The following is a 22,177-nucleotide window of genomic DNA, read 5'->3' on the forward strand; positions in this document are numbered from 1 at the left end:
CATATCAGGGCAAGAAGCCATGCGCGCGCGCTTCGAAGACAGCCTGCGTGCGCGAGCTGACCGCCAGCTTCTTGTAGATGTTCTTGATGTGGCACTCCACGGTCAGCTTGGACAAACACAACAGCTCCGCAATTTCCCGGTTGGTCAGGCCCTTGCTTACCAGCGTCAGGATCTCGATCTCGCGGGCAGTCAGCGTCGGCGCCGCGCCGGAACGCGAGACCTTCTCTTCTCCTGCAACTGCGCGGGGGGTATCCAGACTGACGAGTTCGAGTATGCGTCGGGCGACGAATGGATCGATCGGAGCGCCGCCGCGTAGCGCGCTGCGGATGGACAGCGATATTTCGATGTCGTCGCGCTCCTTGAGCACATAACCGGTGGCGCCGGCACGCAAGGCGGTGACGATCACCTGCTCCGTACTCCACGCGGAGATTACCAGAACGGGTAGTGCGGCGTCTCGCTCATGGAGCGAGCGGATCAGGTCGATGCCGTTGCCGTCCGGAAGCCCCACGTCGACCAGAACGAAGGCGAACGGTTGCTCGTTCAGTAGAGCGTTGGCCTCGGCAATGCTTCCTGCAAACGAAAGCATGTCGTCGGTATAGCCGAGCGTCAGCAAGACGGCGCGCAGCCGGACTTGCATCAGCTTTTCGTCTTCGACGACCAGCAAGGGGCCGGGAAGCATGGATTCGGGCGAGCCTGGAAGCGATGGGTTCATGCGGAGAGGTTGACGGGTGTGTCCCGGTGGTTTTGTCTTGAGCGCATAGCGCCGATTGTGTCCGCAAGCGTGTCATAACGGCGAGCAAAAAAATATACCTGGAATCAGGTAATGAGCGCGAGATGGGCCTGGAGCCGGGCGGCGGGAGGCTACCTGATTCCAGGTATTGCTGCGTCGATAACGGGGCAGTTAAATCCGCTTCGCCTGCGTTGGTGAGACTGGGTAAAGCACACCACGCGGCTTCCACAGCAAGCCGAATCAAAAGCACTTCAATTCGAACTACATCTAGAACCAACTTTTAAAAGCAAATGGGGAGCGTAATGAGTCTTTCAGAGTCATTTCAGTTGAGCTATACCAGCGTCGTCATTCTAATGATGATCCTCTCGGTGTCTGCGGTCACCAGCGGGTTGTCGGGGTTTGGATTTTCGGCGATAGGCGCTGCCAGCTTGTGGCTGCTGCCGCCTAGCTTGGGAATTCCGTTATTGATGGCCCTGTCGTCGGCAAACCAGTTGATGTCGCTAAAGCAGATCCGCAGCGACATGAAGCCGCTACGGCAGTGGTGGCCGAACGGACCCGCGCCGTATATTCTCGGCGGCCTGCTTGGTGTTCCTCTCGGCCTCGAGATCTTGCATTCCCTGCCGACACCCGTGCTGATGGTCTGCTTCGGTGCCTTTCTGATCACTTATGCGGGCTACTCGATCTTCAGGCGCCCGAAACAGCGTCCGAATACAGGTGGATGGCCGTCATCCGTTCTCGTGGGATTGCTGGGAGGCGTCATTGGCGGATTCACGGCTTTTCCCGGGGCGCTGGTGGTGATCTGGATTGGCCGCAGCGGACTGCCCAAGGAAGAGTCACGAGCCATCGTGCAGCCTTATATCTTTGCCATGCAACTGGTCTCGCTCTGCATGCTCGCAGTACAACATCCCTCGACATTTGACGCCCGTTTCTGGAGCCTGTTCGCGACTGCCGTGGTGATCGTCCTGCCCTCTACATTGCTGGGCGTGCGCATTTACAAGTCGCTTTCGGATATGAATTTTCGCCGCATCTGCTTCACGCTGCTCGGCACGTCGGGTTGCGCAATTTTCTCGAAAGGATTGGGCGCACTAGGCATCGGTACAGCGCTTGCACTGCTGGCGCACTAGTGGAATTCCGGTCATTGGCAGGCCGCTATGCACGGCAATGCGACTTCCGGCAAAAAAGGAACAGCGCAGCGTTCGCGTGGTGGCGGCCAATGGCCGGTCAGTTCTATTCGTTTGAATTCTGTCGACCGTGGCATACGGAGCTCATCCCGACAAAGGGACCCGACTCGGCAATCTCGCCCACCAAAGCACGCACCTCCTGTTCGAGGGCGATCAGGTGAGCGCGGGTGACCAAGAGCCTGCCTCCAACCGGCCATGCCGGCAGATCAGGATCGGAGCCGGCGCCCGCAAGCGCTGCCGGCTCGTGGCCGCTTGACGTAGCGATCATGGCCAGTCGCGAATTGAGCGCGTCGAGCTTCCGGGCCATGCCGATGGGCATGAGCGGTCGACGCGAGTGGGACGCGATGCTCAGTTTGATCGCCTGGTCCGACACATCGTCGAGGCGCCGCTGATACACCGCGTCATCCAGATCGTCCGGCGGATAAGCACAGCGATGCACCACTTCGTGCAGTCGAATCAGCTCCGGAAGGATGGCTACAATCGCCGTCATACGCTGGTGCGACGGCTCTGCCGCGTTGGCCCAACGTTCTCGATATCGGCGGGCTCGTGCGCATGCAGCGCCTCGATCTGCCGCAACGTCTCCTGCAGGCGACACCAGCGGCGGTGTTGCTCAACGGCAAGCCTCGCCGTGCCGATTTCGTTGATACGTGCGCGCCAGTATGACAGCGGGATACGGTCGGCAGCGGAAATGCGCGTGATCACCCGTTCGAGGTGCGCGATTTCCTTCTCGATGAAATGATGGTCCATGCACGGCCCCGTTGCGCTGCGTGTTGTGTTCTATCATCGGCAAACGGTCGCAGTGTGGGTCCGGCGGGTGCGTAGCTGCAATCCCTGGAACTTGGTAAATGGGGTGGCACCTACCAGGTTCCAGGTATGGCCCGGGCGGAAAATGCGGGGGCGCGCTAGCGCCCCCCGTCAGGCTGTTAGGCCGCTGCTTGAATACGTGGATCAAAATCGAACTCGAGGCGGATGCCGCCCGGTTCATAGATCATCGTGTGCCGCTTGGGCCCATCGCCAAGATTCTCCGGCGCAAACTCGACCTTGACGCCCGGCCACCGGGACACTTGCGCAAAGATTTCATTGAGCGCTTCTTCGGAGCCGACACGCAATGCGAGGTGATGCAGACCGACGTTCGTCTTGCGGTCGAACTCCACGCGTTGGTCCTGATTCTTGACTTCCCAGAGCGTCAGCACGGCGTGTCCGTCCGACACGAAAGCGGCGGGGTAGGCGGGGCGCTCGCCGACCTGTTTCCAACCGAGGCAATTGACGAAGAAGTCGCGAGTGAGGCTCAGATCACGCACGCTCAGTCCGATATGGTCGAGGCCGAGCGTCAGCGGTTTAGCGGTCATTTTCCAGTTCTCCAATTCGGTGACAGCGGTAGCGGCGTTCGCGACTTGCTTTCTTCGAGGGACGCTTACCCGCCCGCCATGCGAAGCATAGACTTAATTCAATGCATCAGACCAACAACGTCGTAGCAGCTCATGCGACGTCGATTGAGCGTGCACAAAAGCGAATAGGCAGCCGCGATGCCTCAGCTCGTGGCTGCGCTATCTCGCAGGCTGCCGCTCAACCGGCTAGGGTGATAGCCGGTTGAGATTCCCTACTTCAATGCTCGCTGTTTGCGATACTCGTCGACCGGTAGTCCGCCCCAGCCCCAGTTTTCTTTCTCCACCTCTTCAATGACGACGAAGGTGGCTTCGACCGGCTTGTTCAGCACGTCGCGCAGCAGATGGCTCACGCCCTTGATGAGTTGGGCCTTTTCGTCTGCGGTAACCGAATCGGTGCCGGGCTGGGTTCCTTCGCGGGTAACTTGAATCGTGACGATCGGCATTTGGCTCTCCTTGAAACGCGATGAACGAAGGGAGCGCCGGCAAGCGGCGCTCCGCGTCGGGTGCTTAGTGGCCGGCGCTCTGACCGCCGTCGACGTGCAGGATTTCGCCCGTCACGAACGGCGCGGTATCCAGATACACGATGGCGTTCACGATATCGCTCATCTCGCCCATGTGGCCCATCGGATGCAGCGCGCCGAGCGCAGCGTGCGTTTCTTCAGGGTGCATCGGCGACTTGATGATGCCCGGCGCGACCGCATTCGCGCGAATGCCGCGCTTGGCGTACTCGATCGCCAGCGAGCGCGTCGCGGCTGCGATGCCGCCCTTCGTCAGCGATGCCAGGACCGACGGCACGCCGTCGACTGCGTGATCGACGAGCGTCGTCGTGATGTTGACCACGTGGCCGCTCTTGTTCTTCTCCATCTCGGCGATGGCGAGCTGCGTGACGTAGAAGAAGCCCGACAGGTTCACGTTGGTGATCGCCGCGTAGTCTTCCGGCGTGTATTGCGTGAACGGCTTGGCGATGAAGATGCCGGCGTTGTTGACGAGCGTATCCACGCGGCCGAAGCGCTTGATGGCTTCCTCGACGACGCGGCGGGCCGTCGCCGGATCGCCGATGTCGCCCGCCACGGTCGCGAGGTTGGGATCGTCGGACGGCTTGATGCTGCGCGCGGTGGCGACGACGTTGTAGCCCAGCTTGCGGAACGCCTTGACCGTTTCCGCGCCGATGCCTTGCGATGCGCCCGTGACGATGGCGACTTTTTGCGAATTGCTCATAGGTAACCTCGAAGTAGGAAAATTTAGCTTTGAACCTGTTCGGAATCGCTGCTCCGATGGGTGCCAAATTTAGGCTTGTTCACGCCGGGTACGAATACCCGGAGGGGACAAACAGTCTTGCGTCGATGTAACAAATGGGCGTGCCGTCAGAGGCAGGCGCGCATTCCGATCGTCTGAAGCGAGCCATCTCGTTCGCTATCGCAAGCTACCGTTTCCTTGGGGCATCGCATCTTTGCGAATTTTTCCGCGATGGAAAATATGAGCCGGCGTCGCGCCGAAGAGGCAAGCCTGGCTTGGCCTTCGCGATTTTTTCAAGCGTGCTTCCATTCGAAATTCAAAGCGGCGCAGACCATGACGCGCGTGTTGGTATCTACGGCGGCTTTCAATTTAAGGCACCATTCGCTGGAATTTGCCGCTAGGGAGGGTTCGACAGCCATGGACACGCTCCGCAACATGAAGATCTTCGCCGAGGTCGCCGAGTCCGGTAGCTTTACCGCGGCAGCACGGCGCCTCGATCGGACAACCGTTTATGTGTCGAGGTCGGTTGCCGAACTCGAAACGCATCTGCGCACCCGCCTCCTGAATCGAACGACCCGGCGTCTTGCGTTGACCCCCGCCGGCGAGCGATATCTGCAGCGGTGCCAGCAGATCTTGGACGCCATTGCACTGGCCGAGGTGGAGGCATCGGGTGTGCACGCCAAGCCCGTCGGATCGCTGCGCGTCCACGCACTCGCGGGCTTGGGGCAGCGCTATCTGATTCCCGCCATCGCCGACTATCAGGAGCGGTATCCGTCCGTCACGGTCGACTTGACGCTCTCTCAGAACGTTCCGGATCTGATCGAGGAAGGCTACGACGTCGCGTTGAGAGTCGTGCCCGAGTCGCTGCCGGATTCCGCGTACATTTCGCATCGGCTCGGCACGCTTTCTCTCGTGCTCTGCGCGTCCCCGCGCTATCTCGAGAAGCACGGCATGCCGCGAAAGATCGAGGATTTGGAGCATCACACCTGCTTGCAGGTAGGTTGCCCGCCACTCTCGCCAGACCACTGGTTGTTGGAGGGCGCGAACGGGCGGCGCGAATTCAAGCTGCCCGACGGACGATTCAAAGTGAACGTCCCGGATGCCATGGCGGTGGCGGTGCAAGCGGGGATGGGAATCGGCGCGCTGCCGCTGTTCACGATTCAATCGATACTGCGATCGGGGGCGCTGGTGCGCGTGTTGCCCGAGTACCAGCTTCAACCGCTGAATGTTTTCGCGATCTATGCTTCGCGACAGTTCCTCGACGCAAAGATCAAGACGTGGATCACGTTTTTGCGCGAGCGCTTTGCCGAGACGACAGGCGTCGAAGACGTGGGGATTCAGGGCGTTTCGAAGCAGCGCGAGTTCGAGCAGGCTAGTGTGGCCGAGGCCCCGCCGCTGAAGCTGGTTTCGTGAGCGAAACCAATCCGGCCTCTGAAATCAACCACTCCTTGAAGGCAAGCACGGGCGCAGCATGCTCGCTTTCCTTCCTGTGAACCAGGTAGTACGCGAGTTCGCAGGTCTGCGATTCTTCGAACGGGCGCACGAGCCGTCCTTCCGCAAGGTCGTGTTCGACCAGCGTGGTCCTGCCCAGTGCAACACCGGTTCCCGAGATTGCCGTTTGGAGCGCCGCTGCGGAATCGTTGATCTGCAGGCCGCGGTTGCAGTCGACAACATTTCGGCATCCTGCTTTCTGAAGCCAGGACCGCCAAGTCGGAAAGGCGCTGAAGGTCTGCATCGAGATGTCGTGGACGAGCAGATGATGCTTCAGGTCGGAAGGCGCCTTCAGTGGATGCTCGCCATTCAGCAAGGCAGGGCTGCACACCGGGAAAAATTCGTCGCGCATGAGGAAGGTCGAAACGAGGTCCGGCCATGCACCCGCGCCATATCGGATGCCAACGTCAATCCGGTCGGCGGTGAAGTCGATGAGGCGGTTACTGGTGTCGATGCGCAGGTCGTAGTACGGATGTTTCTGCTGAAACCGCTCAACGCGCCGCAACAGCCACTTGTCCGCAAAGGCGACTGGGACTGTCACGGTGAAGGCGATGCGCGACTTGCTGGCCTTGAGTGCTTCGACAGCCTCGGACAGCAGGTCGAAGCCGGCCTGAAGCGAAGGCAGCACCGACCTTGCCGCATCCGTGAGGACAAGCCGGGAGGGCCCCGACGTCGAGCGATGAAAAAGCTCGACGTCGAGTGTGTCCTCCAGGCCGCGTATGAGATGGCCGACGGCCGCAGGCGTCACGTTCAGCTCTTCAGCAGCCGCCGCGTAGTTCAAATGGCGTGCGACGGCTTCGAAGGCGCGAAGTGCATTCAGATGATTCGGTGCTCGCATTGACCTGGGCTGGCTGCGTTCAAGTCCGACGGACCCATCTTCCCAGCGCCCCGTGGCGTCGTCAACCGAAGCAGCCGTTTGCGGGGCGCCTGTGCTTGCGCGGTCTTTAGAATTGCGACAAGCCGCCGTCGACCACGAATTCCGCGCCCGTTGTGAACGACGAATCGTCGCTCGCGAGGAACAGCGCCGTCTTCGCGATTTCGACGGCTTCGCCGAAGCGTTGCAGCGGCACTTTCGCCTCGATCGCAGCAGCGGTCTCCGACAATTGCGCTACCGTCAGACCCAGCTTACCGTGGAAGGGCGTTGCAATCGGGCCCGGGCTGACTGCGTTCACGCGGATGCCGCGCGGTGCGAGCTCAGCGCCGATGGAGCGGACCAGCGAGCGAACCGCCGCCTTCGTGGCCGACAGAATCGACAGCCCCGGCGTGCCGACAGTGTTCAGGAACGACGTGGTCACGACGATGTTGCCGCCCTTCGGCATAGCGGGAGCCGCCTTCTGGATGGTGAAGAACAGGCCTTTGAAATTCAGTGAGAATTGCTCGTCGATCTGTTCCGGCGTGATGGCTTCCAGCGGAGCAGCCGTGGCCGCGCCTGCGTTCGCGAAGACGATGTCGATGCGACCAAACCTCGCACTGACTTCCAAGACCGCGCGCTCGATTTCAGCGGGGTGGCGCAGGTCAACCGGCAGGACCAGTACGTCACCGCCCAATGCTTTCTCCGCGGCTTCAAGGCGTTCCGGGTTCGTCCCGGTCACGATGACTTTCGCGCCTTCGGCGCGGAACAGCTTAGCGGTTTCCAGGCCGATGCCCGACGTGCCCCCAGTGATGAGCGCAACCTTGTTTTGCAGCTTCATTTCAATCTCCTTCGAGGATGGAGAGAACCGTTCGTTGTCGAGTTGACGATGGGCCGTACCAGCCAAAGGCTTGAATACGCCATGTGGCCTGCACGGCCCAATCGGCGTTAGACGGCGAAGGTCTTGTTGCGTACGACCGGGAAATCGATATCCGTCTGCGCGACCACGTTGACGTAGTTCGTCCATACGTTCAGCGCGACGCTCAGTACGATTTCGACGATCTCTGCATCCGTGTAGCCGGCCGCCTTCACGTCACGCACGTCTGCGTCCGTCACGTGGCCACGCTCGCGCGCCACCGTCGCGGCGAATCGCACGGCTGCATCGGCTTTCGGATCATTCGAGCCGCCATTACGGTTCGTGGTGATTTCCGCATCGTCGAGCTTCGCGAGGTTCTTCGCCAGGTAGGCGTGAGCGGACAAGCAGTAGTCGCAACCGTTGATCTCGGCGACAGCCAGCGCGATGCGCTCGCTCGTTTGAGCACCCAGCGTGCCTTTTCCCAGGGCAGCGGACAGGCCAAGATAGCCATCGAGCGCTGCCGGGCTGTTGGAAACGAGCCGAAAGAGGTTCGGCACGACGCCTAGCTGTTTGTTGACGGCTTCGAGCAGCGGACGGGATGCTTCAGGTGCGGCGTCGATCGTGGAGGGGGTCGGAATACGGGACATCAGGGTTCTCCTAACGGAAGTGAAAATGTGTCGCAAGTGACCGAGAGCTGTTGTGCGTCCTCGGTGCATGCAATATGGCTTTTCGAACGACGGGGAACAAATGAGAAGATCTCGCGGCGCGGCGTAGAAAATCTAGTTCGGCTTTTTTCAACAGGAGCCGGCCCCTCAAACGCCCTTCGCAAAGGGCTCGGCCACGTCCGCCGACTTGAGGTCATCCTGGCTCCATCCACCCCCGACTGCGCGAATGAGATCGACGTTCGCATCGAGCTGCTGAGTCTGGATCTCGATCACGCTGCGTTCCGATTGGAGCGCGGCGGATTGCGCCTCGACGACGTCCAGGTAGCTGACCGCACCGCGCCGGTAGCGCGAGAGCGCGAGATCGACCGACAGATCGGCGGCGCTCGCGGCGTCCTGCTGCTGAGCCGTCGCGGTGCCCAGTTCGGTGAGCAGCGTCAAGTCGTCTTCCACTTGCTTGAAGGAAGCGAGCACCACGCTTCGATAGCGCTCGCCGGCCTCCGACTTGGCCGCCTTCGCGGACTCGACTTGAGCGCGCCGCTTGCCGCCGTCGAAGAGATAGACCGCCAGCGTCGGCCCGATCGTCCAGAACGCGCTCGGCGCACTGAGCAGATCGGCGTACACCGAACTCTGCACGCCGCCTTGGGCGCTCAACGTGAGTGACGGGAAATACGCCGTGCGCGCCACGCCGATTTCGGCATTCGCCTCGGCGACGCGCCGCTCGGCGGCGGCGACGTCAGGGCGCCGCTGCAGCAACGCCGAAGGCACGCCGACGGGAATCGCGGGCAACGCGACCGGATCGATGCCCGGTGCAATCCGGAAGTCCGACGCCGACGCACCGACAAGCGCTGCGATGGCGTGCTCGAGCAGCGCACGCTTGGCCCTGGCTTGCGTGAGGTCGGACTGTGCCGACGACAGTTGCGTTTGCGCGCGCGCCACGTCGAGCCCGGATACGACACCGCCGCCGTGCAGCGTGCGGGTCAGCTCGAGCGCTTTCTGGTAAGCCTGCGCGGTGCCTTCGAGCAAATGGATTTGCTGATCGAAGCCGCGCAGATCGAGATAGCTGCGCGCCAGTTCGACTTCGAGGCTCAATTGCGTCGAAGCGAGGTCGGCTTTCGTTGCCGCGCTTTCGTCCTTGCCCGCGGTGATGGAATCGCGCACGCGTCCCCACAGATCGACTTCATAGTCGACTTGGGCGCCGAGCGTGGCCGAGTTGTAGTCGGCGGGCGCGGTCGGGCTGCGCAGGGGGCGAGTGTCGGATTCGCGCTCGCGCTGCACGTTGCCTGCAGCCGATACCTGCGGATAGCGTTGCGAGCTGACCTGCTCGACGTACGCCTGAGACTGAACGTAGTGAAAGTACGCGGCGCGCAGGTCGTGATTGTTGGCGATCAGGCGCTGCTCGAGGTCGTCGAGTTGAGGCTCGCGATAGAGCGTCCACCATCCGGCGCGATCGAGCTGATCGGCGGGAGCGGCAGTCGTCCACGGCCCCTGCGTTCGATACGCCTGCGCGACCGGTACCTCGGGAACCTCGTAGCGAGGCGCGAGCGAGCACGAGGACACGATGGCGGCGCCGGCGAGCAAGACGGCAGTACGGGCCTTATTCATGTTTCGCTGCCTTGCTGCCGGCACTCGCGACGCGGACAGGATCGCCTTCGGCGAGGCCGTCGGGCGGCGTGTCGATGACGCGGTCGCTCGCCGTCAATCCCGAGCCGATCTCCACCGCACTGCCCAAGTCCCGCTCGATCGCGACAGGCTTGAATCGCACGTTGTCATGGTCGTCGATCGTCGCGATGCGCAGCCCGCGATTGTCGAATATCAGCGCGCTTGCGGGCACCCGCAATGCGCCGGCCTGTACCGGCAGCGCAAAGTGCAGATTGACGAAGCTGCCCGGCAGCAGCAGGTGGCCGGGGTTGTCGACCATCAATTGAACGAGCGTCGTTCCCGATGCCGCGCTGACCGAATCGGCGAGACCGGCGACCTTCGCCGTGAAGCGCTTGCCGGGGTACTCGGGGACGTTGAACGTCGCGGTGTCGCCAGGCTTGACCATCGGTGCGTAATCCTGCGGCACGTGCACGTAAACGCGCAGCTTGTCCACGTTCGATACGGAAAAGAGCTGCGCCTCGCTGCCGCTGCCCGCGTTGATCAACGCGCCGATGTCGGTGTTGCGCGCGGTGATCACGCCGTCGAACGGCGCGGCGATCTTCGCGAAGGCTTTCGTGGCAACGAGACGCTCGACGTTCGCCTGTGCCGCGACGACGCGCGCCTTTTTGGCTGCATAGTCTTGTGTGCGGTCGTCGACCTCCTGGCGCGAGACCGAGTCGGAGTCGAGCAGGGCCTGCCAGCGGTCGGCGGTCGTTTTCGCGAGGGACGCGTCGGCTTGTGCGCTCGCGAGGTCGGCTTTCGCCTGATTCAACTGCTGGTCGAGTTCCGGCGTATCGATGACGGCGAGTTCTTCTCCGGCCTTGACGCGGTCGCCGATATCGACGCGCCATGATTTCAAATAGCCGCTGACGCGCGCATAGATGGGCGCGTCCGTAAACGCCTCGAGACGTCCGGGCAGATCGAGCAGGCCGCCCGATGCGGGCCTGGCCGGAGCGATCCAGCTCACGGTCGGCACCGCTTGCGCCTCGGTCCAGTTCTTGAGCTGGTGCGCATCTTTCACGCGCACCGCGGCGCCCGCGGCCACGATGACGATGGCGACGGCGGTCCCTGCCATCGCGGCGACGGTGAGTTGACGTTGCGGCAGAGAAGAGCGCGATGTGGGTTCAGACGACATGAGCAGGACCTCGGGAAATCGGAGCGGAGGTCGAAGACGATCGACCCGGGCGGGAATGGACGATGCAAAAGACGGCGGGTACGAGCAACAGCGTGGCGGCCGTCGCGAACAGCAGGCCGCCGATCACGGCGCGGCCCAAGGGCGCGTTCTGCTCGCCGCCTTCGCCGAGGGCGAGCGCCATCGGCGCCATGCCGATGATCATCGACAGAGCGGTCATCAGCACGGGACGAAACCGCGTGGCGCCGGCTTCCAGCGCCGCTTTGAAGGGATCGCCGTGCGCGGCGAGCCGCTCGCGGCAAAAGCTCACCACGAGAATCGCATTCGCCGTCGACACGCCCATGCACATGATGGCGCCGGTCAACGCGGGCACCGACATCGTGGTGTGCGTCGCGAACAGCATCCAGACGATGCCGGCCAATGCGCCGGGCAGCGCGGTGACGATCACGAGCGGATCGGCCCACGACTGGAAGTTGACGACGATCAGCAGGTAGATCAGCACCACCGCACCGAGCAGGCCGAAGAGCATCCCGCTGAACGCGCCGTTCATGGTCTGCACCTGGCCGAGCAGCACGACCTTGGCGCCCTTCGGCACGTCTTTGGCGTTGGCGGACAGGATGTGCTGGATGCCGGACGCCACTGCGCCCAAGTCGCGTCCCTGCGTGGTGGCGAAGATCTCGACCATCGGCTGGATGTTGTAGTCGCTGACGACCTCGTTGCTCGCCGTGCGATGAATCGTTGCCACGCCGCCGAGGATTTGTCCGCCGTTGGCTTCCGCGCCCGCTTGGCCCGTGATGGGCAGGTTCACGAGCGAGGGCAGCGTATCGAGCCCGTACTGCGGCGTTTGCAGCACGATCGGATACTCGACGCCGTTGGCGGGATTGAGCCAGTACGTCGGGGCCACCTGACCGGAGCCCGCCATGTGCACGACGAGGCTGTTGGTCACGTCGCGCTCGGTGACGCCCTGCAGCTGCGCTTGAGTGCGGTCGACGTCGACGTCGAACTGCGGATTGGCCTGCGATTGCTGGATGCGCGCGTCGACGATGCCGGGCACGTGGCGGATCTGGCGCAGCAACTGGTTCGCGTAGGCGAAATCCGCTGGCAGGTTTTTGCCGCGAATCTGCAGATCGATCGGCGCGGGCGAGCCGAAGTTCAGGATTTGGCTGACGATATCCGCAGGCGGAAACGAGAACGTGACGCCAGGGAACGCCAGCGGCAGCGCTTCTCGCAGCCTGCGCACGTATTGCGCGGTGGGGCGATGGCCTTCGTTGAGCGAGATCTGGATGTCGCCGTCTTGCGAGCCGTCGGTGCCGGTGTTGTTGTAGGCGGTGTTCAAGCCGCTGATCGAAATGCCCATGTTGTCGACGATCGTGCCGAGCTCGGCCGGCGGGATCGTCGCGCGGATTTGCTTTTCGACGTTCGCGAAGATCTCCGCCGTTTTTTCGACGCGCGTGCCGACCGGAGCACGCACATGCAACAGGATCTGCCCGGCGTCGACATCGGGAAAGAAGTTGCGCCCGAGAAACGGCACCAGCGCGAACGACATCGAGACGAACGCGAAGAACCCGGCGACGAAGCCGCGGCGATGCTTCAAAACCCGTTCGAGAATCACGCTGTAGTGGGTGCGGATGCGCTCGAAACGCGCCTCGAAGCCGCGTTGAAAGCGCACGAGCGGATTGGCGGTCTCGGCGGGCTTCGCGTGTTCATCGTCATGCGCGTGCGGCTTGAGCAGGGACTTCGCCATCGTCGGCACGAGCGTGCGCGACAGGATGAACGACGACACCATCGCAAAGATCACGGCCTCTGCCATCGGCACGAACAGGAAGCGCGCCACGCCATCGAGAAAGAACATCGGCACGAACACGATGCAGATGCAAAGCAGCGAGACGAACGCCGGCGTGACGATCTGCGCGGCGCCATCGAGAATCGCGCTGTCGACGGCTTTGCCTTGCTCCAGGTGCCAGTTGATGTTTTCGATCGTCACCGTGGCGTCGTCGACGAGAATCCCGACGGCGAGCGCGAGTCCGCCGAGCGTCATGATGTTCAGCGTCTCGCCGAGCAGCGACAGCATCGATATCGAGCCGAGCACCGCGAGCGGAATCGACGTGACGATGATGATCGTCGAGCGCCAGCTGCCGAGGAACAGCAGGATCATGAGGCTCGTCAGCACCGCGGCGATCAAGCCTTCGCGTGCCACGCCGGAAATCGCCGAGCGCACGAAGATCGATTGATCGCCGATCGCGTCGATACGCAAGCCGTCCGGCAACGACGCCTTCGCATCGGCGACCTTCTGCCGGATGCCCGCGATGATGGAGAGCGTCGATGCCGAGCCGTTCTTCAGCACGGTGAGCAGCACCGAACGCTTGCCGTCGACGTGCACGATGTTGGTCTGCGGCGGGCTGCCGTCCGTCACGTCGGCGACGTCGCGCATGTAGACCGTCGTGCCGTTCGCCGACTTGACCGGCATGTCGGCAATCGCGCTGATCGACGACGGCGCGTCGTTCAACTGCACGGTGTACTCGTAGTCGCCGACCTTTTCGGTGCCGACCGGCGTGATGAGGTTCTGCGCGGCCAGTGCGTTGGCGACGTCCTGCGCGGAGAGTCCGCGCGCCTCGAGCGCCGACGGCTTGATGTTGATCTGCACCTGCCGCGACTTGCCGCCATAGGGGTAGGGCAGCGCCGCGCCTTCGACGGTCGTCAGGATCGGCCGCAACTGATTCAGGCCGAGATCGGCGAGGTTCTGCTCGGAAAGCCCCTTGCCGGAGAGCGCGAGTTGAATGATCGGCACCGTCGACGCGTTGTAGCTGAGGATGAGCGGCGGTGTCGCGCCGGGCGGCAATTGCTTGAGGATCACCTGGGCGATCGACGTCACCTGCGCGTTCGCGGTTCGGATGTCCGCGCTCGGCTGGAAGAAAATCTTGACGACGCCATAGCCCGTAATCGATCTGCCTTCGATGTGCGAGACGTCGTTGACGGTCGTCGTCAAGACGCGCTCGAACGGCGCCGTGATGCGGCCTTCCATCTGATCGGGCGGCAGCCCCGTGTATTGCCAGATGACCGCGATCACGGGGATCTTGATGTCGGGAAAAATGTCTGTGGGTGTACGAAGGGCCGCGAGCGGACCGACGATAAGAATGAAGATCGCCAGAACGACAAACGTATAGGGCTTCTTCAACGCGATGCGAACGATGCCGACCATGAAAATTCCCAATCTCGGAGTTGGCCGAAGCATGCGCTTGCGGGAGGCGGGAGAACAATCCGTGAGTTGGTTAACACTCTCTTAACCAACGGAGATACATTCGCGGCCGATCATTGAGCCGCTAATGCGTTACCCGGCGACTTTTGCCTCGCGCGAACAATAGTTTTGACGTGGAGCCGGTTCAAGGCGCTGGCTCTGAGCAAGTACAGTGCGATCACCGGGTTGCGCGATGTCCGAGTTGCACCCGCTAGCAGTGATTGAAATGTTATCGAAGAGATCGGCACCATGGACAAACCTGCACAGCGCGTGTTCTTGATTACCGGCGCCAGCTCCGGCTTCGGCCGGGCATTTGCGCAAGCCGCTTTGAGCGCGGGGCACACGGTGATCGGCACCGTCAGGAGCGCGGCGGCCAAGGCCGAGTTCGACACGCTGCACGCGGGGCGCGCTCACGGCGTGATTCTCGACGTGACGGACTTCGCGGCAATCGACGCAGCGGTCAAGCAAGCGACGGCGCTTACCGGGCCGGTCGATGTGCTCATCAACAACGCGGGCTACGGTCACGAAGGCACGCTCGAAGAGTCCCCGCTCGACGAACTGGTGCAGCAGTTCAACGTCAACGTGTTCGGCGCCGTGGCGATGATCAAGGCGGTGCTGCCGTCGATGCGCATGCGGCGCACGGGCCACATCATCAACATCACGTCGATGGCCGGCCTCGCGACGTTCCCGGGCATCGCGTACTACAGCGGCAGCAAGTTCGCGCTCGAGGGCATGTCGGAAACGCTGGCGAAAGAAGTACGCGGCTTCGGCATCAAGGTCACGACTGTCGCGCCGGGCGCATTTCGCACCGATTGGGCGGGCCGCTCGATGGTGCGAACGGCGCGCAGCATCGAGGACTACGACACCGTGTTTGCTCCGATCCGCCGCGCTCGCCGGGCAAAGGACGGTAAGCAAACCGGCGATCCGGCCAAGGCTGCGCAAGTGCTGCTCGATATCGTCGAGCACGACAATCCGCCGGTTCACCTCCTGCTCGGCAACGACGCGCTAAGCGTCGTCAGGGAAAAGCTATCCGCGCTGACCGCGGAAATCGACGCGTGGGAAGCGGTGTCGAAATCGACTGATTTTTCCTGAGCACATCCCCTTTCTCATATCCCTGTCCACTCCGTAGCAGGGATTGGCAAGCCGGCGGTTTCCGCCGGTTTTTTTCGCTACATCGGAAAGCCCTCGGCGAATTGCTCGCGAAGGTAAGCGACGAAGAGCCCGACCGCACGCGGCACGTGCGACGTATAGGGACGCAGGATGTAGAGCTGCTCCGCGAACGTGCCGGTGACGCGCCATTCGGGCAACAGCACGACCAGCTTGCCGGCTTGGACAGCCGCTTGCGCTGTGAAGTCCGGCAGCAGGGCGATGCCGAGGTCGTCGAGCGCCGCATCGCGAAGCGCTTCGCTGTTATTGGCGGAGAACTGTCCGTTGATCGGCAGCGAGACGCTTGTCGCGGCGGATTTTCGTGCAGCTTTGCGCTCGAACGACCACATCGGCGCCCCTGTCGAGCGCGGATAGAACAGACAGTCGTGCGTCGATAGATCCTGCGGGAGGTGCGGCGTGCCGCGCTTGCGCAGATACGCGCGCGTCGCAACGATCACCGATCGGGTTTCGCAGAGCTTCCAGGCGACGTGCGTATCGGGCGCGGCGGCGCTGTGGCGTATCGCCAGATCGAAGCCTTCCGCCGCGAGGGAAACCAGCCGGTCGGAGACTTCGAGCTGAACGCGAACCTCGGGATTCGTCCGAAGGAATCCGGACAGCCGCGGCAGCAACTGCTGGCGCGCGAACGCGACGGGCGCGGTGACGCGCACGAGCCCGCGCGCCACGCCCGCCAATTCCCGCACGCTCGCAAAGCTCGCCGCGATGTGCTCGTACTGGCCGCGCGTGTTGTCGACGAGCCGCTGTCCGGCCTCCGTGAGCCGGACGCTGCGCGTGGTGCGCTGCACCAGCGAAATCCCGGCGGCGCGCTCCAGCTCGGAGATGCGCTGGCTCACGGCCGCCTTGCTGACGCCCAGGCGCGACGCCGTGGCCGTATAGCTGCCTTGCTCGGCGAGCATGGCGAGCCAGTGCAGATGTGTCCAGAGTCCTTCGATCTTTTGGGTATCCATACACTCATTGTTCATTCGGCTAAACAATGAGTTCAATGTTAGCGTCTTTCCAATGAGGCCGCCGCTTTCTACACTGCGTACATCATCCATTTACGCCAAGGAGCCGGCATGCAAGCCTATAACGACAGCGCGGACGTCGTGCATTTCATTCATGGTCAGCGCGTGACGGGCAGCGGCACCCGCAGCCAGCCCGTGTTCAATCCCGCGACCGGCGCACGCGTCCGCAAGCTCGTTCTGGGCGAAGCGGCGGATGTCGATTCAGCAGTGGCCAGCGCGAAGTCCGCGTTTCCGGAGTGGCGCGATACGCCGCCGATCAAGCGCGCGCGCGTCATGCTGCGTTTCCTCGAATTGATGAACAAGCACGCCGACGAACTCGCCGCCATCATCACGGCCGAGCACGGCAAGGTGTTTTCCGATGCGCAGGGCGAGGTCGCGCGCGGCATCGACGTCATCGAGTTCGCGTGCGGGATTCCGCAACTGCTCAAGGGCGACTACACCGAACAGGTCTCGACGGGCATCGACAATTGGACGACGCGTCAGGCGCTCGGCGTCGTCGCGGGCATCACGCCGTTCAATTTCCCTTGCATGGTGCCGTGCTGGATGTTCCCGGTCGCCATCGCGGCAGGCAACGCGTTCATTCTGAAGCCGAGCGAGCGCGATCCGTCGGCGTCGCTGTTCATGGCGGACCTGCTCAAGCAAGCGGGCCTGCCCGACGGCATCTTCAACGTGGTGCAGGGCGACAAAGTCGTGGTCGACGCGCTGCTCGAGCACCCCGATGTCAAGGCGGTGAGCTTCGTCGGCTCGACGCCGATCGCCAACTACATCTACGAAACGGGTGCGAAGCATGGCAAGCGCGTGCAGGCGCTCGGCGGCGCGAAGAATCATATGGTCGTGATGCCGGATGCCGATCTCGACAAGTCGGTCGACGCGTTGATCGGCGCCGCTTACGGCTCCGCAGGCGAGCGCTGCATGGCGATTTCGGTCGCGCTGCTCGTCGGCGACGTGGCCGACAAGGTCATTCCACAGCTCGCCGAGCGCGCCCGCAGCCTCATCGTCAAGAACGGCATGGAAGCCGACGCCGAAATGGGCCCGGTCGTCACGCGCCAAGCGCTGGAGCGCATCGAAGGCTATATCGCGGAGGGTGTGAAGGAAGGCGCGACGCTCGTCGTCGACGGCCGCGGCCTGAAGGTGCCGGGTCACGAGGATGGCTTCTTCACCGGCGGCACGCTGTTCGACAACGTCACGCCCGACATGCGCATCTACAAGGAAGAAATCTTCGGCCCGGTGCTCGCGTGCGTGCGCGTCAAGGACTTCTCCGAAGCGATCGATCTGATCAATGCGCACGAGTTCGGCAACGGCGTCGCGTGCTTCACGCGCGATGGTCACATCGCTCGCGAGTTCGGCCGCCGCATCGAAGTCGGGATGGTCGGCATCAATGTGCCGATTCCGGTGCCGATGGCATGGCACGGCTTCGGCGGCTGGAAGCGCAGCCTGTTCGGCGATACGCATGCTTACGGCGAAGAGGGCGTGCGTTTCTATACGAAGCAGAAGTCGATCATGCAGCGCTGGCCCGAGAGTATCGAGAAGGGTGCGGAGTTCGCCATGCCGACCGCGAAGTAAGGTCTCTCAGCGTGCGGGCAGGGCGGCGCCAGGGCCGCCCTGCGTGTCGACGCGGCGCATCAGCCTGCGTTGTGTGCCTTGATGTAGCCCGGCAACGCATCGATGCTCGCTACGACCTGGTCCGGAACCTGGCCGAGTTCCTCGAAGACATTGCCGCTGCGATTCACCCAGCAGACTCGATAGCCGAACTGATGCGCGCCCGACGCATCCCACGAATTCGACGACACGAAGAGTATTTCCGAGCGATCGAACCCAAGTTCGTTTTCGCCAAGCTCATACACCTTGCGGTGCGGCTTATAGACCTTGACGCTATCCGCGCTGAGCAGATGCGTGAAGCGCTTTTCCAAGCCTGAATGGCTGACCACACTGCGGATCGATTGCACGGACCCGTTCGACAGAATCGCGAGAGGCAGTCCCATCGACTGAAGCTCGGCGAGCGCGGCAGGCACCTCGGGATGCGGCTCCAGTTTCAGATACGCGTCGCACAGTTGGGCGCGCGTGTCGTCGTCGAGCGGCAGCTTTAGCGCGTTGCACGCGAAGACGAGCGCGTCCTCGGTTAGCGCCTCGAACGGAACGTATTCCTCCATGAGCGTGCGCAGCCATGTGTACTCGAGATTCTTCTGGCGCCACAGGGCGCTGATGTCTTTCCCGCGCCCAGGGAAGAACCCGTCGCAGCGCGCGGCGACCGAGTGCACGTCATAGAGCGTTCCATACATGTCGAAAGCGATGCCTTTGATGGCGGTCATTTGGATACTCCGCATAAAGTCCGATCAAGGCCGTGCCGCACAGCGCACGACGCAACGACAGCATAGAACTTAAGCGCTCACAAGGTGACGCCGCTTGGTTTCCATGAGGGAATAACGTTGTGTCGTTGAATGGTTTTTCCCGCAGGTAAAGACTGTTTTTCCGGCCGGCCCGTTGACCGCTCGATCGCGAAAAAAGAACAATCTCGTCAGGACGATCTCTGAGAGAGAACCTGATCGAGAGCAACATGGATTTCTCTTCGCTGGAAATTTTTTGCACGGTCGCTGCGGAGCAGAGCATCACGCGAGCGGCTCACCATCTCGCGCGCGTTCAGTCGAACGTCACGACGCGGGTCAAGCAGCTCGAAGAAGAGCTGCGGGTCGAGCTGTTTTCGCGGGAAGGCAGGCGCATGACGTTGACGCCCAACGGACGCCGGATGCTCGTGTATGCACAGCGTCTGCTCGCGCTGGCCGAAGAGGCGCGAGAAGCGATGAGCCCGGATCAGCCTGCCGGCGTGTTGCGTATCGGCGCCATGGAAAGCACGGCGGCCACGCGCCTGCCGTCGTTGCTCTCGGTCTACCACAGCCGCTGGCCCCAGATCGAACTGGAGATCTCGATCGGCACGTCGTGTTCGCTCATCGACGACGTATTGATGAGCCGCGTGGACTGCGCGTTCGTCGCCGACGCAGGCTTCGGGCATGTTCCCGGCATCGGCGGCGTTGCCGAGCGCAGCGGCTTGAGCGCAACCCGCGCCTGCACGGAAGACATGCTGCTGGTGTTGCCGCCCAATCATCCCCCCGTCAAACGTCCGGAGGACCTTCAGATCAGGACATGGGCCGCCTTTGCCAAAGGGTGCAGCTATCGAAGCGTGCTCGAGCGGTGGCTCGGCATCCGGAATGCGGAGCACGAGACCGGCTGGAAGCTGATGGAGCTCACGTCCTATCACACGATGCTTGCCTGCGTGGCGGCGAGATCGTGTTTCGCGTTGTGTCCGAAGTCGGTATTGGAGCTGCAGCGTGCGCCGCTGCATGTCCGGACCCAGCCAATCGCGGCCGTCGACACTTATCTGATCGCGCGCTCAGCGTACAGTAGCGGTGCGTACGAGGCGCTGCTTCGAGCCGTCGACACCCGAATTCGCGTGACGCGCGAAAACGGCGCCGCTCGGTAGCAATGCTATGAAGAACAACCGCGGATGGGGCGACACGGCCATGCAGCGTCAATTTGAAGATCTCGTTCTGGGCAGCATCGAACTGTTCTGTCTGGCTGCGGAAGTCGAAAGCTTCACGCTCGCGGCCAATGCGGCGGGCGTCACGCCGGCCGCCGTCAGCCGGGCGGTGGCGCGCCTCGAAGAGCGGCTCGGCGCGCGGCTTTTCGTGCGAACCACGCGGCAGATCCGCCTGACCGATTTGGGCAAGCGCTACTTCGAGCAATGCCGGCAGGCGCTGACCCAGCTCTCGGAAGCGGAGCGCGAAGCGACCGGTCAGCAGACCACGCCCGCCGGCCTGCTGCGCATCAGCATGCCGACGCCATACGGCCACTACCGCGTTCTGCCGATCCTCAGCGACTTTCGCTCGCGCTTTCCCGAGGTGCAGGTGGCAACGCACCTGAGCAATCGCAACATCGACTTCGCCGAAGAGGGATACGACCTCGCGATCCGCGGGCGCGCGCCGCGCGATTCCGGCCTCATTGCACGCAAGCTCGAAGACGCGGAGATCGTCGTCGTCGCGGCGCCCGCCTATTTGCGGCAAGCCGGCAAGCTCGAGACGCCCGACGACCTCGCTCACCACGACTGCATCCAGTTCGAGTTGCCGAGCACCGGGCGCAATCTGCCTTGGACGTTCAAGCGCGACGGCGAATCGGTCGAGCTGGTCACGAACGGAGGCTATGGGTCGTCGGGCGATGCGTTGGCCGGCGTGACGCTCGCGCGTTATGGCGCGGGCGTCTTCCAGACCTATCGCTTCATTGTCGAGAAAGACATCGTGGACGGCACGCTCAAGGTCGTGCTGCCTGCCTATGGCGGCTGCTCGCGGCCGTTCTACCTGCTTTATCCGCACGGCCGGCATTTGTCGTCGCGCGTGCGCTGCTTCGTGGACTTCCTGATGCTGAAACTCGAGGCGTAGCGCGAGTGCGACGCCACCCATTTGAAGAGGAACCGACATGACTCACCCGACAGACAATCGAACGCTGCTGCGTTTGCTGGGCATTGAAAAACCGATCATCCAGGCGCCGATGGCGGGCGTCAGCACGCCGGCGCTGGCGGCTGCCGTATCGAATGCGGGCGGGCTCGGCTCGCTCGGCGTCGGCGCGACGAACGCCGAAGGCACGCGCAAGTTCATCAAGGACACGCGCGCGCTGACGTCGAAGCCTTTCAACATCAACGTGTTCTGCCATAGCCCGGCGATGGCGAACGAAGCGGTCGAACGCCAGTGGCTGCAGTGGCTCGCGCCGCACTTCGCGAAATACGGTGCGACGGCGCCCGCTTCGCTGTGGGAGATCTACACGAGCTTCCTCGCGGACCCGGAGTCGGTCGAGGTCTTGCTCGAAGACAAGCCGGCCGTGGTCAGCTTCCACTTCGGCTTGCCGACCGCCGAGGTCATCGCCGATCTGAAGAAGGCCGGCATCAAGCTGCTGGGCGCGGCGACCAATCTCGACGAGGCAGCGCGGATTGCCGATGCCGGTCTTGATGCGATCATCGCGCAAGGCATCGAGGCGGGCGGCCATCGGGGCGTGTTCAACCCCGATGCGATCGATGACTGCTTGGGCACGTTTGCGCTGACGCGTCTGCTCGTCAAAACGTTTTCGCTGCCTGTCATTGCCGCGGGCGGCATCATGGACGGCGCGGGAATTGCGGCGGCGCTCGCGCTCGGCGCACAAGCGGCGCAGCTCGGCACGGCGTTCGTGGCGTGTCCGGAAACGTCGATCGACGAGGGCTACCGTCGCACGCTGCTAAGCGATTCGGCACGCCACACGACGTTTACGTCGGCCATCTCCGGCCGCGTGGCGCGCAGCATGGTCAACCAGTTCACCGAGCTCGGCAGCGACGCCAACGCGCCGAAGGTGCCCGACTATCCGATCGCCTATGACGCAGGCAAGGCGCTGCACGCAGCGGCCAAGGCGAAGGGCGAGTTCGGCTACGGCGCGCAATGGGCGGGGCAGGCTGCGGCGCTCGCGCGGTCTCTGCCTGCGGCGGAGCTCGTCGCTCAGCTCGAGCGCGAGTGGAAGGAGAGCGTGGGACAACTGCTGCAGCTTGCGGGCTGAAGCGCATCGCTCGTCGTCGGTCAATAGGACCGCATGCACGCT

The 22,177-nt window shown here is 63.0% G+C and carries 22 protein-coding genes; 7 read left to right on the plus strand and 15 right to left on the minus strand.

Annotated elements, in window-relative coordinates:
- Positions 1 to 4 precede the first annotated feature (4 nt).
- Positions 5 to 712: a response regulator gene (locus tag FAZ95_RS27990; RefSeq protein ID WP_137335720.1), complete on the minus strand. Its 708-nt coding sequence runs from the start codon at positions 710 to 712 to the stop codon at positions 5 to 7.
- A 320-nt stretch (positions 713 to 1,032) separates the two neighbouring features.
- On the opposite strand from FAZ95_RS27990, the gene FAZ95_RS27995 reads away from it, so the two are divergent.
- On the plus strand, positions 1,033 to 1,854 hold the full coding sequence (locus FAZ95_RS27995) for a sulfite exporter TauE/SafE family protein (RefSeq protein ID WP_217497476.1): 822 nt from the start codon (positions 1,033 to 1,035) through the stop codon (positions 1,852 to 1,854).
- Between the two features lie 103 nt (positions 1,855 to 1,957).
- Here FAZ95_RS27995 and FAZ95_RS28000 read toward each other — a convergent pair whose 3' ends face one another.
- The 6 genes from FAZ95_RS28000 to FAZ95_RS40575 form a co-directional block, all read right to left on the minus strand.
- Entirely contained in the window at positions 1,958 to 2,401 is a 444-nt protein-coding gene (locus tag FAZ95_RS28000; protein WP_137335722.1) for a hypothetical protein, read from the minus strand.
- On the minus strand, positions 2,398 to 2,658 hold the full coding sequence (locus FAZ95_RS28005; protein ID WP_175425790.1) for a hypothetical protein: 261 nt from the start codon (positions 2,656 to 2,658) through the stop codon (positions 2,398 to 2,400). The genes FAZ95_RS28000 and FAZ95_RS28005 overlap by 4 nt, the downstream gene beginning before the upstream one ends.
- Positions 2,659 to 2,834: 176 nt before the next feature.
- Complete coding sequence (locus FAZ95_RS28010; protein WP_137335723.1) at positions 2,835 to 3,260, minus strand: VOC family protein; 426 nt, start codon at positions 3,258 to 3,260, stop codon at positions 2,835 to 2,837.
- A gap of 251 nt (positions 3,261 to 3,511) precedes the next feature.
- Positions 3,512 to 3,742 carry a tautomerase family protein gene (locus tag FAZ95_RS28015; RefSeq protein ID WP_137335724.1) on the minus strand — a complete coding sequence of 77 codons (231 nt, stop codon included), beginning with the start codon at positions 3,740 to 3,742 and terminating at the stop codon, positions 3,512 to 3,514.
- A 64-nt stretch (positions 3,743 to 3,806) separates the two neighbouring features.
- On the minus strand, positions 3,807 to 4,517 hold the full coding sequence (locus tag FAZ95_RS28020) for an SDR family NAD(P)-dependent oxidoreductase (RefSeq protein ID WP_137335725.1): 711 nt from the start codon (positions 4,515 to 4,517) through the stop codon (positions 3,807 to 3,809).
- A gap of 311 nt (positions 4,518 to 4,828) precedes the next feature.
- Entirely contained in the window at positions 4,829 to 4,954 is a 126-nt protein-coding gene (locus tag FAZ95_RS40575) for a hypothetical protein (protein ID WP_302674762.1), read from the minus strand.
- On the opposite strand from FAZ95_RS40575, the gene FAZ95_RS28025 reads away from it, so the two are divergent.
- The gene (locus FAZ95_RS28025) at positions 4,953 to 5,948 is read left to right on the plus strand and encodes a LysR family transcriptional regulator (protein WP_137335726.1); all 996 of its coding nucleotides are present in this window, start codon (positions 4,953 to 4,955) and stop codon (positions 5,946 to 5,948) included. The two genes, FAZ95_RS40575 and FAZ95_RS28025, sit on opposite strands and share 2 nt — an antisense overlap.
- Here FAZ95_RS28025 and gcvA read toward each other — a convergent pair.
- The 6 genes from gcvA to FAZ95_RS28055 form a co-directional block, all read right to left on the minus strand.
- Positions 5,908 to 6,864 carry a transcriptional regulator GcvA gene (gene gcvA, locus FAZ95_RS28030; RefSeq protein ID WP_137335727.1) on the minus strand — a complete coding sequence of 319 codons (957 nt, stop codon included), beginning with the start codon at positions 6,862 to 6,864 and terminating at the stop codon, positions 5,908 to 5,910. The two genes, FAZ95_RS28025 and gcvA, sit on opposite strands and share 41 nt — an antisense overlap.
- Positions 6,865 to 6,970: 106 nt before the next feature.
- Positions 6,971 to 7,717 carry an SDR family oxidoreductase gene (locus FAZ95_RS28035; RefSeq protein WP_137337635.1) on the minus strand — a complete coding sequence of 249 codons (747 nt, stop codon included), beginning with the start codon at positions 7,715 to 7,717 and terminating at the stop codon, positions 6,971 to 6,973.
- 107 nt (positions 7,718 to 7,824) lie between these two features.
- Entirely contained in the window at positions 7,825 to 8,379 is a 555-nt protein-coding gene (locus tag FAZ95_RS28040; protein ID WP_137335728.1) for a carboxymuconolactone decarboxylase family protein, read from the minus strand.
- A gap of 165 nt (positions 8,380 to 8,544) precedes the next feature.
- A complete protein-coding gene (locus FAZ95_RS28045; RefSeq protein WP_137335729.1) occupies positions 8,545 to 9,999 on the minus strand; it encodes an efflux transporter outer membrane subunit in 1,455 nt (484 codons plus the stop codon).
- The gene (locus tag FAZ95_RS28050) at positions 9,992 to 11,170 is read right to left on the minus strand and encodes an efflux RND transporter periplasmic adaptor subunit (RefSeq protein ID WP_137335730.1); all 1,179 of its coding nucleotides are present in this window, start codon (positions 11,168 to 11,170) and stop codon (positions 9,992 to 9,994) included. Before FAZ95_RS28050 ends, FAZ95_RS28045 begins: the two co-directional genes overlap by 8 nt.
- Positions 11,160 to 14,366, minus strand: a complete 3,207-nt coding sequence (locus tag FAZ95_RS28055; RefSeq protein WP_137335731.1) for an efflux RND transporter permease subunit — start codon at positions 14,364 to 14,366, stop codon at positions 11,160 to 11,162. The genes FAZ95_RS28050 and FAZ95_RS28055 overlap by 11 nt, the downstream gene beginning before the upstream one ends.
- 285 nt (positions 14,367 to 14,651) lie before the next feature.
- Between FAZ95_RS28055 and FAZ95_RS28060 the strand changes: the two genes are divergently transcribed.
- Positions 14,652 to 15,494: an oxidoreductase gene (locus tag FAZ95_RS28060; protein WP_137335732.1), complete on the plus strand. Its 843-nt coding sequence runs from the start codon at positions 14,652 to 14,654 to the stop codon at positions 15,492 to 15,494.
- A gap of 77 nt (positions 15,495 to 15,571) precedes the next feature.
- Here the strand turns inward: FAZ95_RS28060 and FAZ95_RS28065 are convergent, their stop codons facing one another.
- A complete protein-coding gene (locus tag FAZ95_RS28065) occupies positions 15,572 to 16,513 on the minus strand; it encodes a LysR family transcriptional regulator (RefSeq protein ID WP_137335733.1) in 942 nt (313 codons plus the stop codon).
- Between the two features lie 108 nt (positions 16,514 to 16,621).
- On the opposite strand from FAZ95_RS28065, the gene FAZ95_RS28070 reads away from it, so the two are divergent.
- Positions 16,622 to 18,133 carry a CoA-acylating methylmalonate-semialdehyde dehydrogenase gene (locus FAZ95_RS28070; protein WP_137335734.1) on the plus strand — a complete coding sequence of 504 codons (1,512 nt, stop codon included), beginning with the start codon at positions 16,622 to 16,624 and terminating at the stop codon, positions 18,131 to 18,133.
- Positions 18,134 to 18,192: 59 nt separating this feature from the next.
- Here the strand turns inward: FAZ95_RS28070 and FAZ95_RS28075 are convergent, their stop codons facing one another.
- The gene (locus tag FAZ95_RS28075) at positions 18,193 to 18,879 is read right to left on the minus strand and encodes a haloacid dehalogenase type II (protein WP_137335735.1); all 687 of its coding nucleotides are present in this window, start codon (positions 18,877 to 18,879) and stop codon (positions 18,193 to 18,195) included.
- 245 nt (positions 18,880 to 19,124) lie between these two features.
- Between FAZ95_RS28075 and FAZ95_RS28080 the strand changes: the two genes are divergently transcribed.
- Genes FAZ95_RS28080 through FAZ95_RS28090 form a run of 3 tightly spaced genes read left to right on the plus strand, consistent with a single transcriptional unit; the run spans position 19,125 to position 22,135 of the window.
- Positions 19,125 to 20,045, plus strand: coding sequence for a LysR substrate-binding domain-containing protein (locus FAZ95_RS28080; RefSeq protein ID WP_137335736.1), 921 nt, complete (start codon positions 19,125 to 19,127; stop codon positions 20,043 to 20,045).
- A gap of 40 nt (positions 20,046 to 20,085) precedes the next feature.
- Positions 20,086 to 20,997 (plus strand): LysR family transcriptional regulator, encoded by a 912-nt coding sequence (locus FAZ95_RS28085; protein WP_137337636.1) that lies wholly within the window; start codon positions 20,086 to 20,088, stop codon positions 20,995 to 20,997.
- A gap of 37 nt (positions 20,998 to 21,034) precedes the next feature.
- The gene (locus FAZ95_RS28090) at positions 21,035 to 22,135 is read left to right on the plus strand and encodes an NAD(P)H-dependent flavin oxidoreductase (protein WP_137335737.1); all 1,101 of its coding nucleotides are present in this window, start codon (positions 21,035 to 21,037) and stop codon (positions 22,133 to 22,135) included.
- Positions 22,136 to 22,177 lie beyond the last annotated feature (42 nt).

The organism is Trinickia violacea (assembly GCF_005280735.1).
Taxonomy (GTDB): domain Bacteria; phylum Pseudomonadota; class Gammaproteobacteria; order Burkholderiales; family Burkholderiaceae; genus Trinickia_A; species Trinickia_A violacea.

Bases quoted from the DNA above. Each gene is read 5' to 3' on its own strand.
- FAZ95_RS28045 (WP_137335729.1), bottom strand. From the start codon at position 9,999: ATGAATAAGGCCCGTACTGCCGTCTTGCTCGCCGGCGCCGCCATCGTG.
- FAZ95_RS28090 (WP_137335737.1), top strand. From the start codon at position 21,035: ATGACTCACCCGACAGACAATCGAACGCTGCTGCGTTTGCTGGGCATT.
- FAZ95_RS28040 (WP_137335728.1), bottom strand. From the start codon at position 8,379: ATGTCCCGTATTCCGACCCCCTCCACGATCGACGCCGCACCTGAAGCA.
- FAZ95_RS28070 (WP_137335734.1), top strand. From the start codon at position 16,622: ATGCAAGCCTATAACGACAGCGCGGACGTCGTGCATTTCATTCATGGT.
- FAZ95_RS28050 (WP_137335730.1), bottom strand. From the start codon at position 11,170: ATGTCGTCTGAACCCACATCGCGCTCTTCTCTGCCGCAACGTCAACTC.
- FAZ95_RS28020 (WP_137335725.1), bottom strand. From the start codon at position 4,517: ATGAGCAATTCGCAAAAAGTCGCCATCGTCACGGGCGCATCGCAAGGC.
- FAZ95_RS28010 (WP_137335723.1), bottom strand. From the start codon at position 3,260: ATGACCGCTAAACCGCTGACGCTCGGCCTCGACCATATCGGACTGAGC.
- FAZ95_RS28000 (WP_137335722.1), bottom strand. From the start codon at position 2,401: ATGACGGCGATTGTAGCCATCCTTCCGGAGCTGATTCGACTGCACGAA.
- FAZ95_RS28005 (WP_175425790.1), bottom strand. From the start codon at position 2,658: ATGGACCATCATTTCATCGAGAAGGAAATCGCGCACCTCGAACGGGTG.
- FAZ95_RS28065 (WP_137335733.1), bottom strand. From the start codon at position 16,513: ATGGATACCCAAAAGATCGAAGGACTCTGGACACATCTGCACTGGCTC.
- FAZ95_RS27995 (WP_217497476.1), top strand. From the start codon at position 1,033: ATGAGTCTTTCAGAGTCATTTCAGTTGAGCTATACCAGCGTCGTCATT.
- FAZ95_RS28060 (WP_137335732.1), top strand. From the start codon at position 14,652: ATGGACAAACCTGCACAGCGCGTGTTCTTGATTACCGGCGCCAGCTCC.
- FAZ95_RS28080 (WP_137335736.1), top strand. From the start codon at position 19,125: ATGGATTTCTCTTCGCTGGAAATTTTTTGCACGGTCGCTGCGGAGCAG.
- FAZ95_RS28015 (WP_137335724.1), bottom strand. From the start codon at position 3,742: ATGCCGATCGTCACGATTCAAGTTACCCGCGAAGGAACCCAGCCCGGC.
- gcvA (WP_137335727.1), bottom strand. From the start codon at position 6,864: ATGCGAGCACCGAATCATCTGAATGCACTTCGCGCCTTCGAAGCCGTC.
- FAZ95_RS28025 (WP_137335726.1), top strand. From the start codon at position 4,953: ATGGACACGCTCCGCAACATGAAGATCTTCGCCGAGGTCGCCGAGTCC.
- FAZ95_RS28035 (WP_137337635.1), bottom strand. From the start codon at position 7,717: ATGAAGCTGCAAAACAAGGTTGCGCTCATCACTGGGGGCACGTCGGGC.
- FAZ95_RS28085 (WP_137337636.1), top strand. From the start codon at position 20,086: ATGCAGCGTCAATTTGAAGATCTCGTTCTGGGCAGCATCGAACTGTTC.
- FAZ95_RS28055 (WP_137335731.1), bottom strand. From the start codon at position 14,366: ATGGTCGGCATCGTTCGCATCGCGTTGAAGAAGCCCTATACGTTTGTC.
- FAZ95_RS27990 (WP_137335720.1), bottom strand. From the start codon at position 712: ATGAACCCATCGCTTCCAGGCTCGCCCGAATCCATGCTTCCCGGCCCC.
- FAZ95_RS28075 (WP_137335735.1), bottom strand. From the start codon at position 18,879: ATGACCGCCATCAAAGGCATCGCTTTCGACATGTATGGAACGCTCTAT.
- FAZ95_RS40575 (WP_302674762.1), bottom strand. From the start codon at position 4,954: ATGGCTGTCGAACCCTCCCTAGCGGCAAATTCCAGCGAATGGTGCCTT.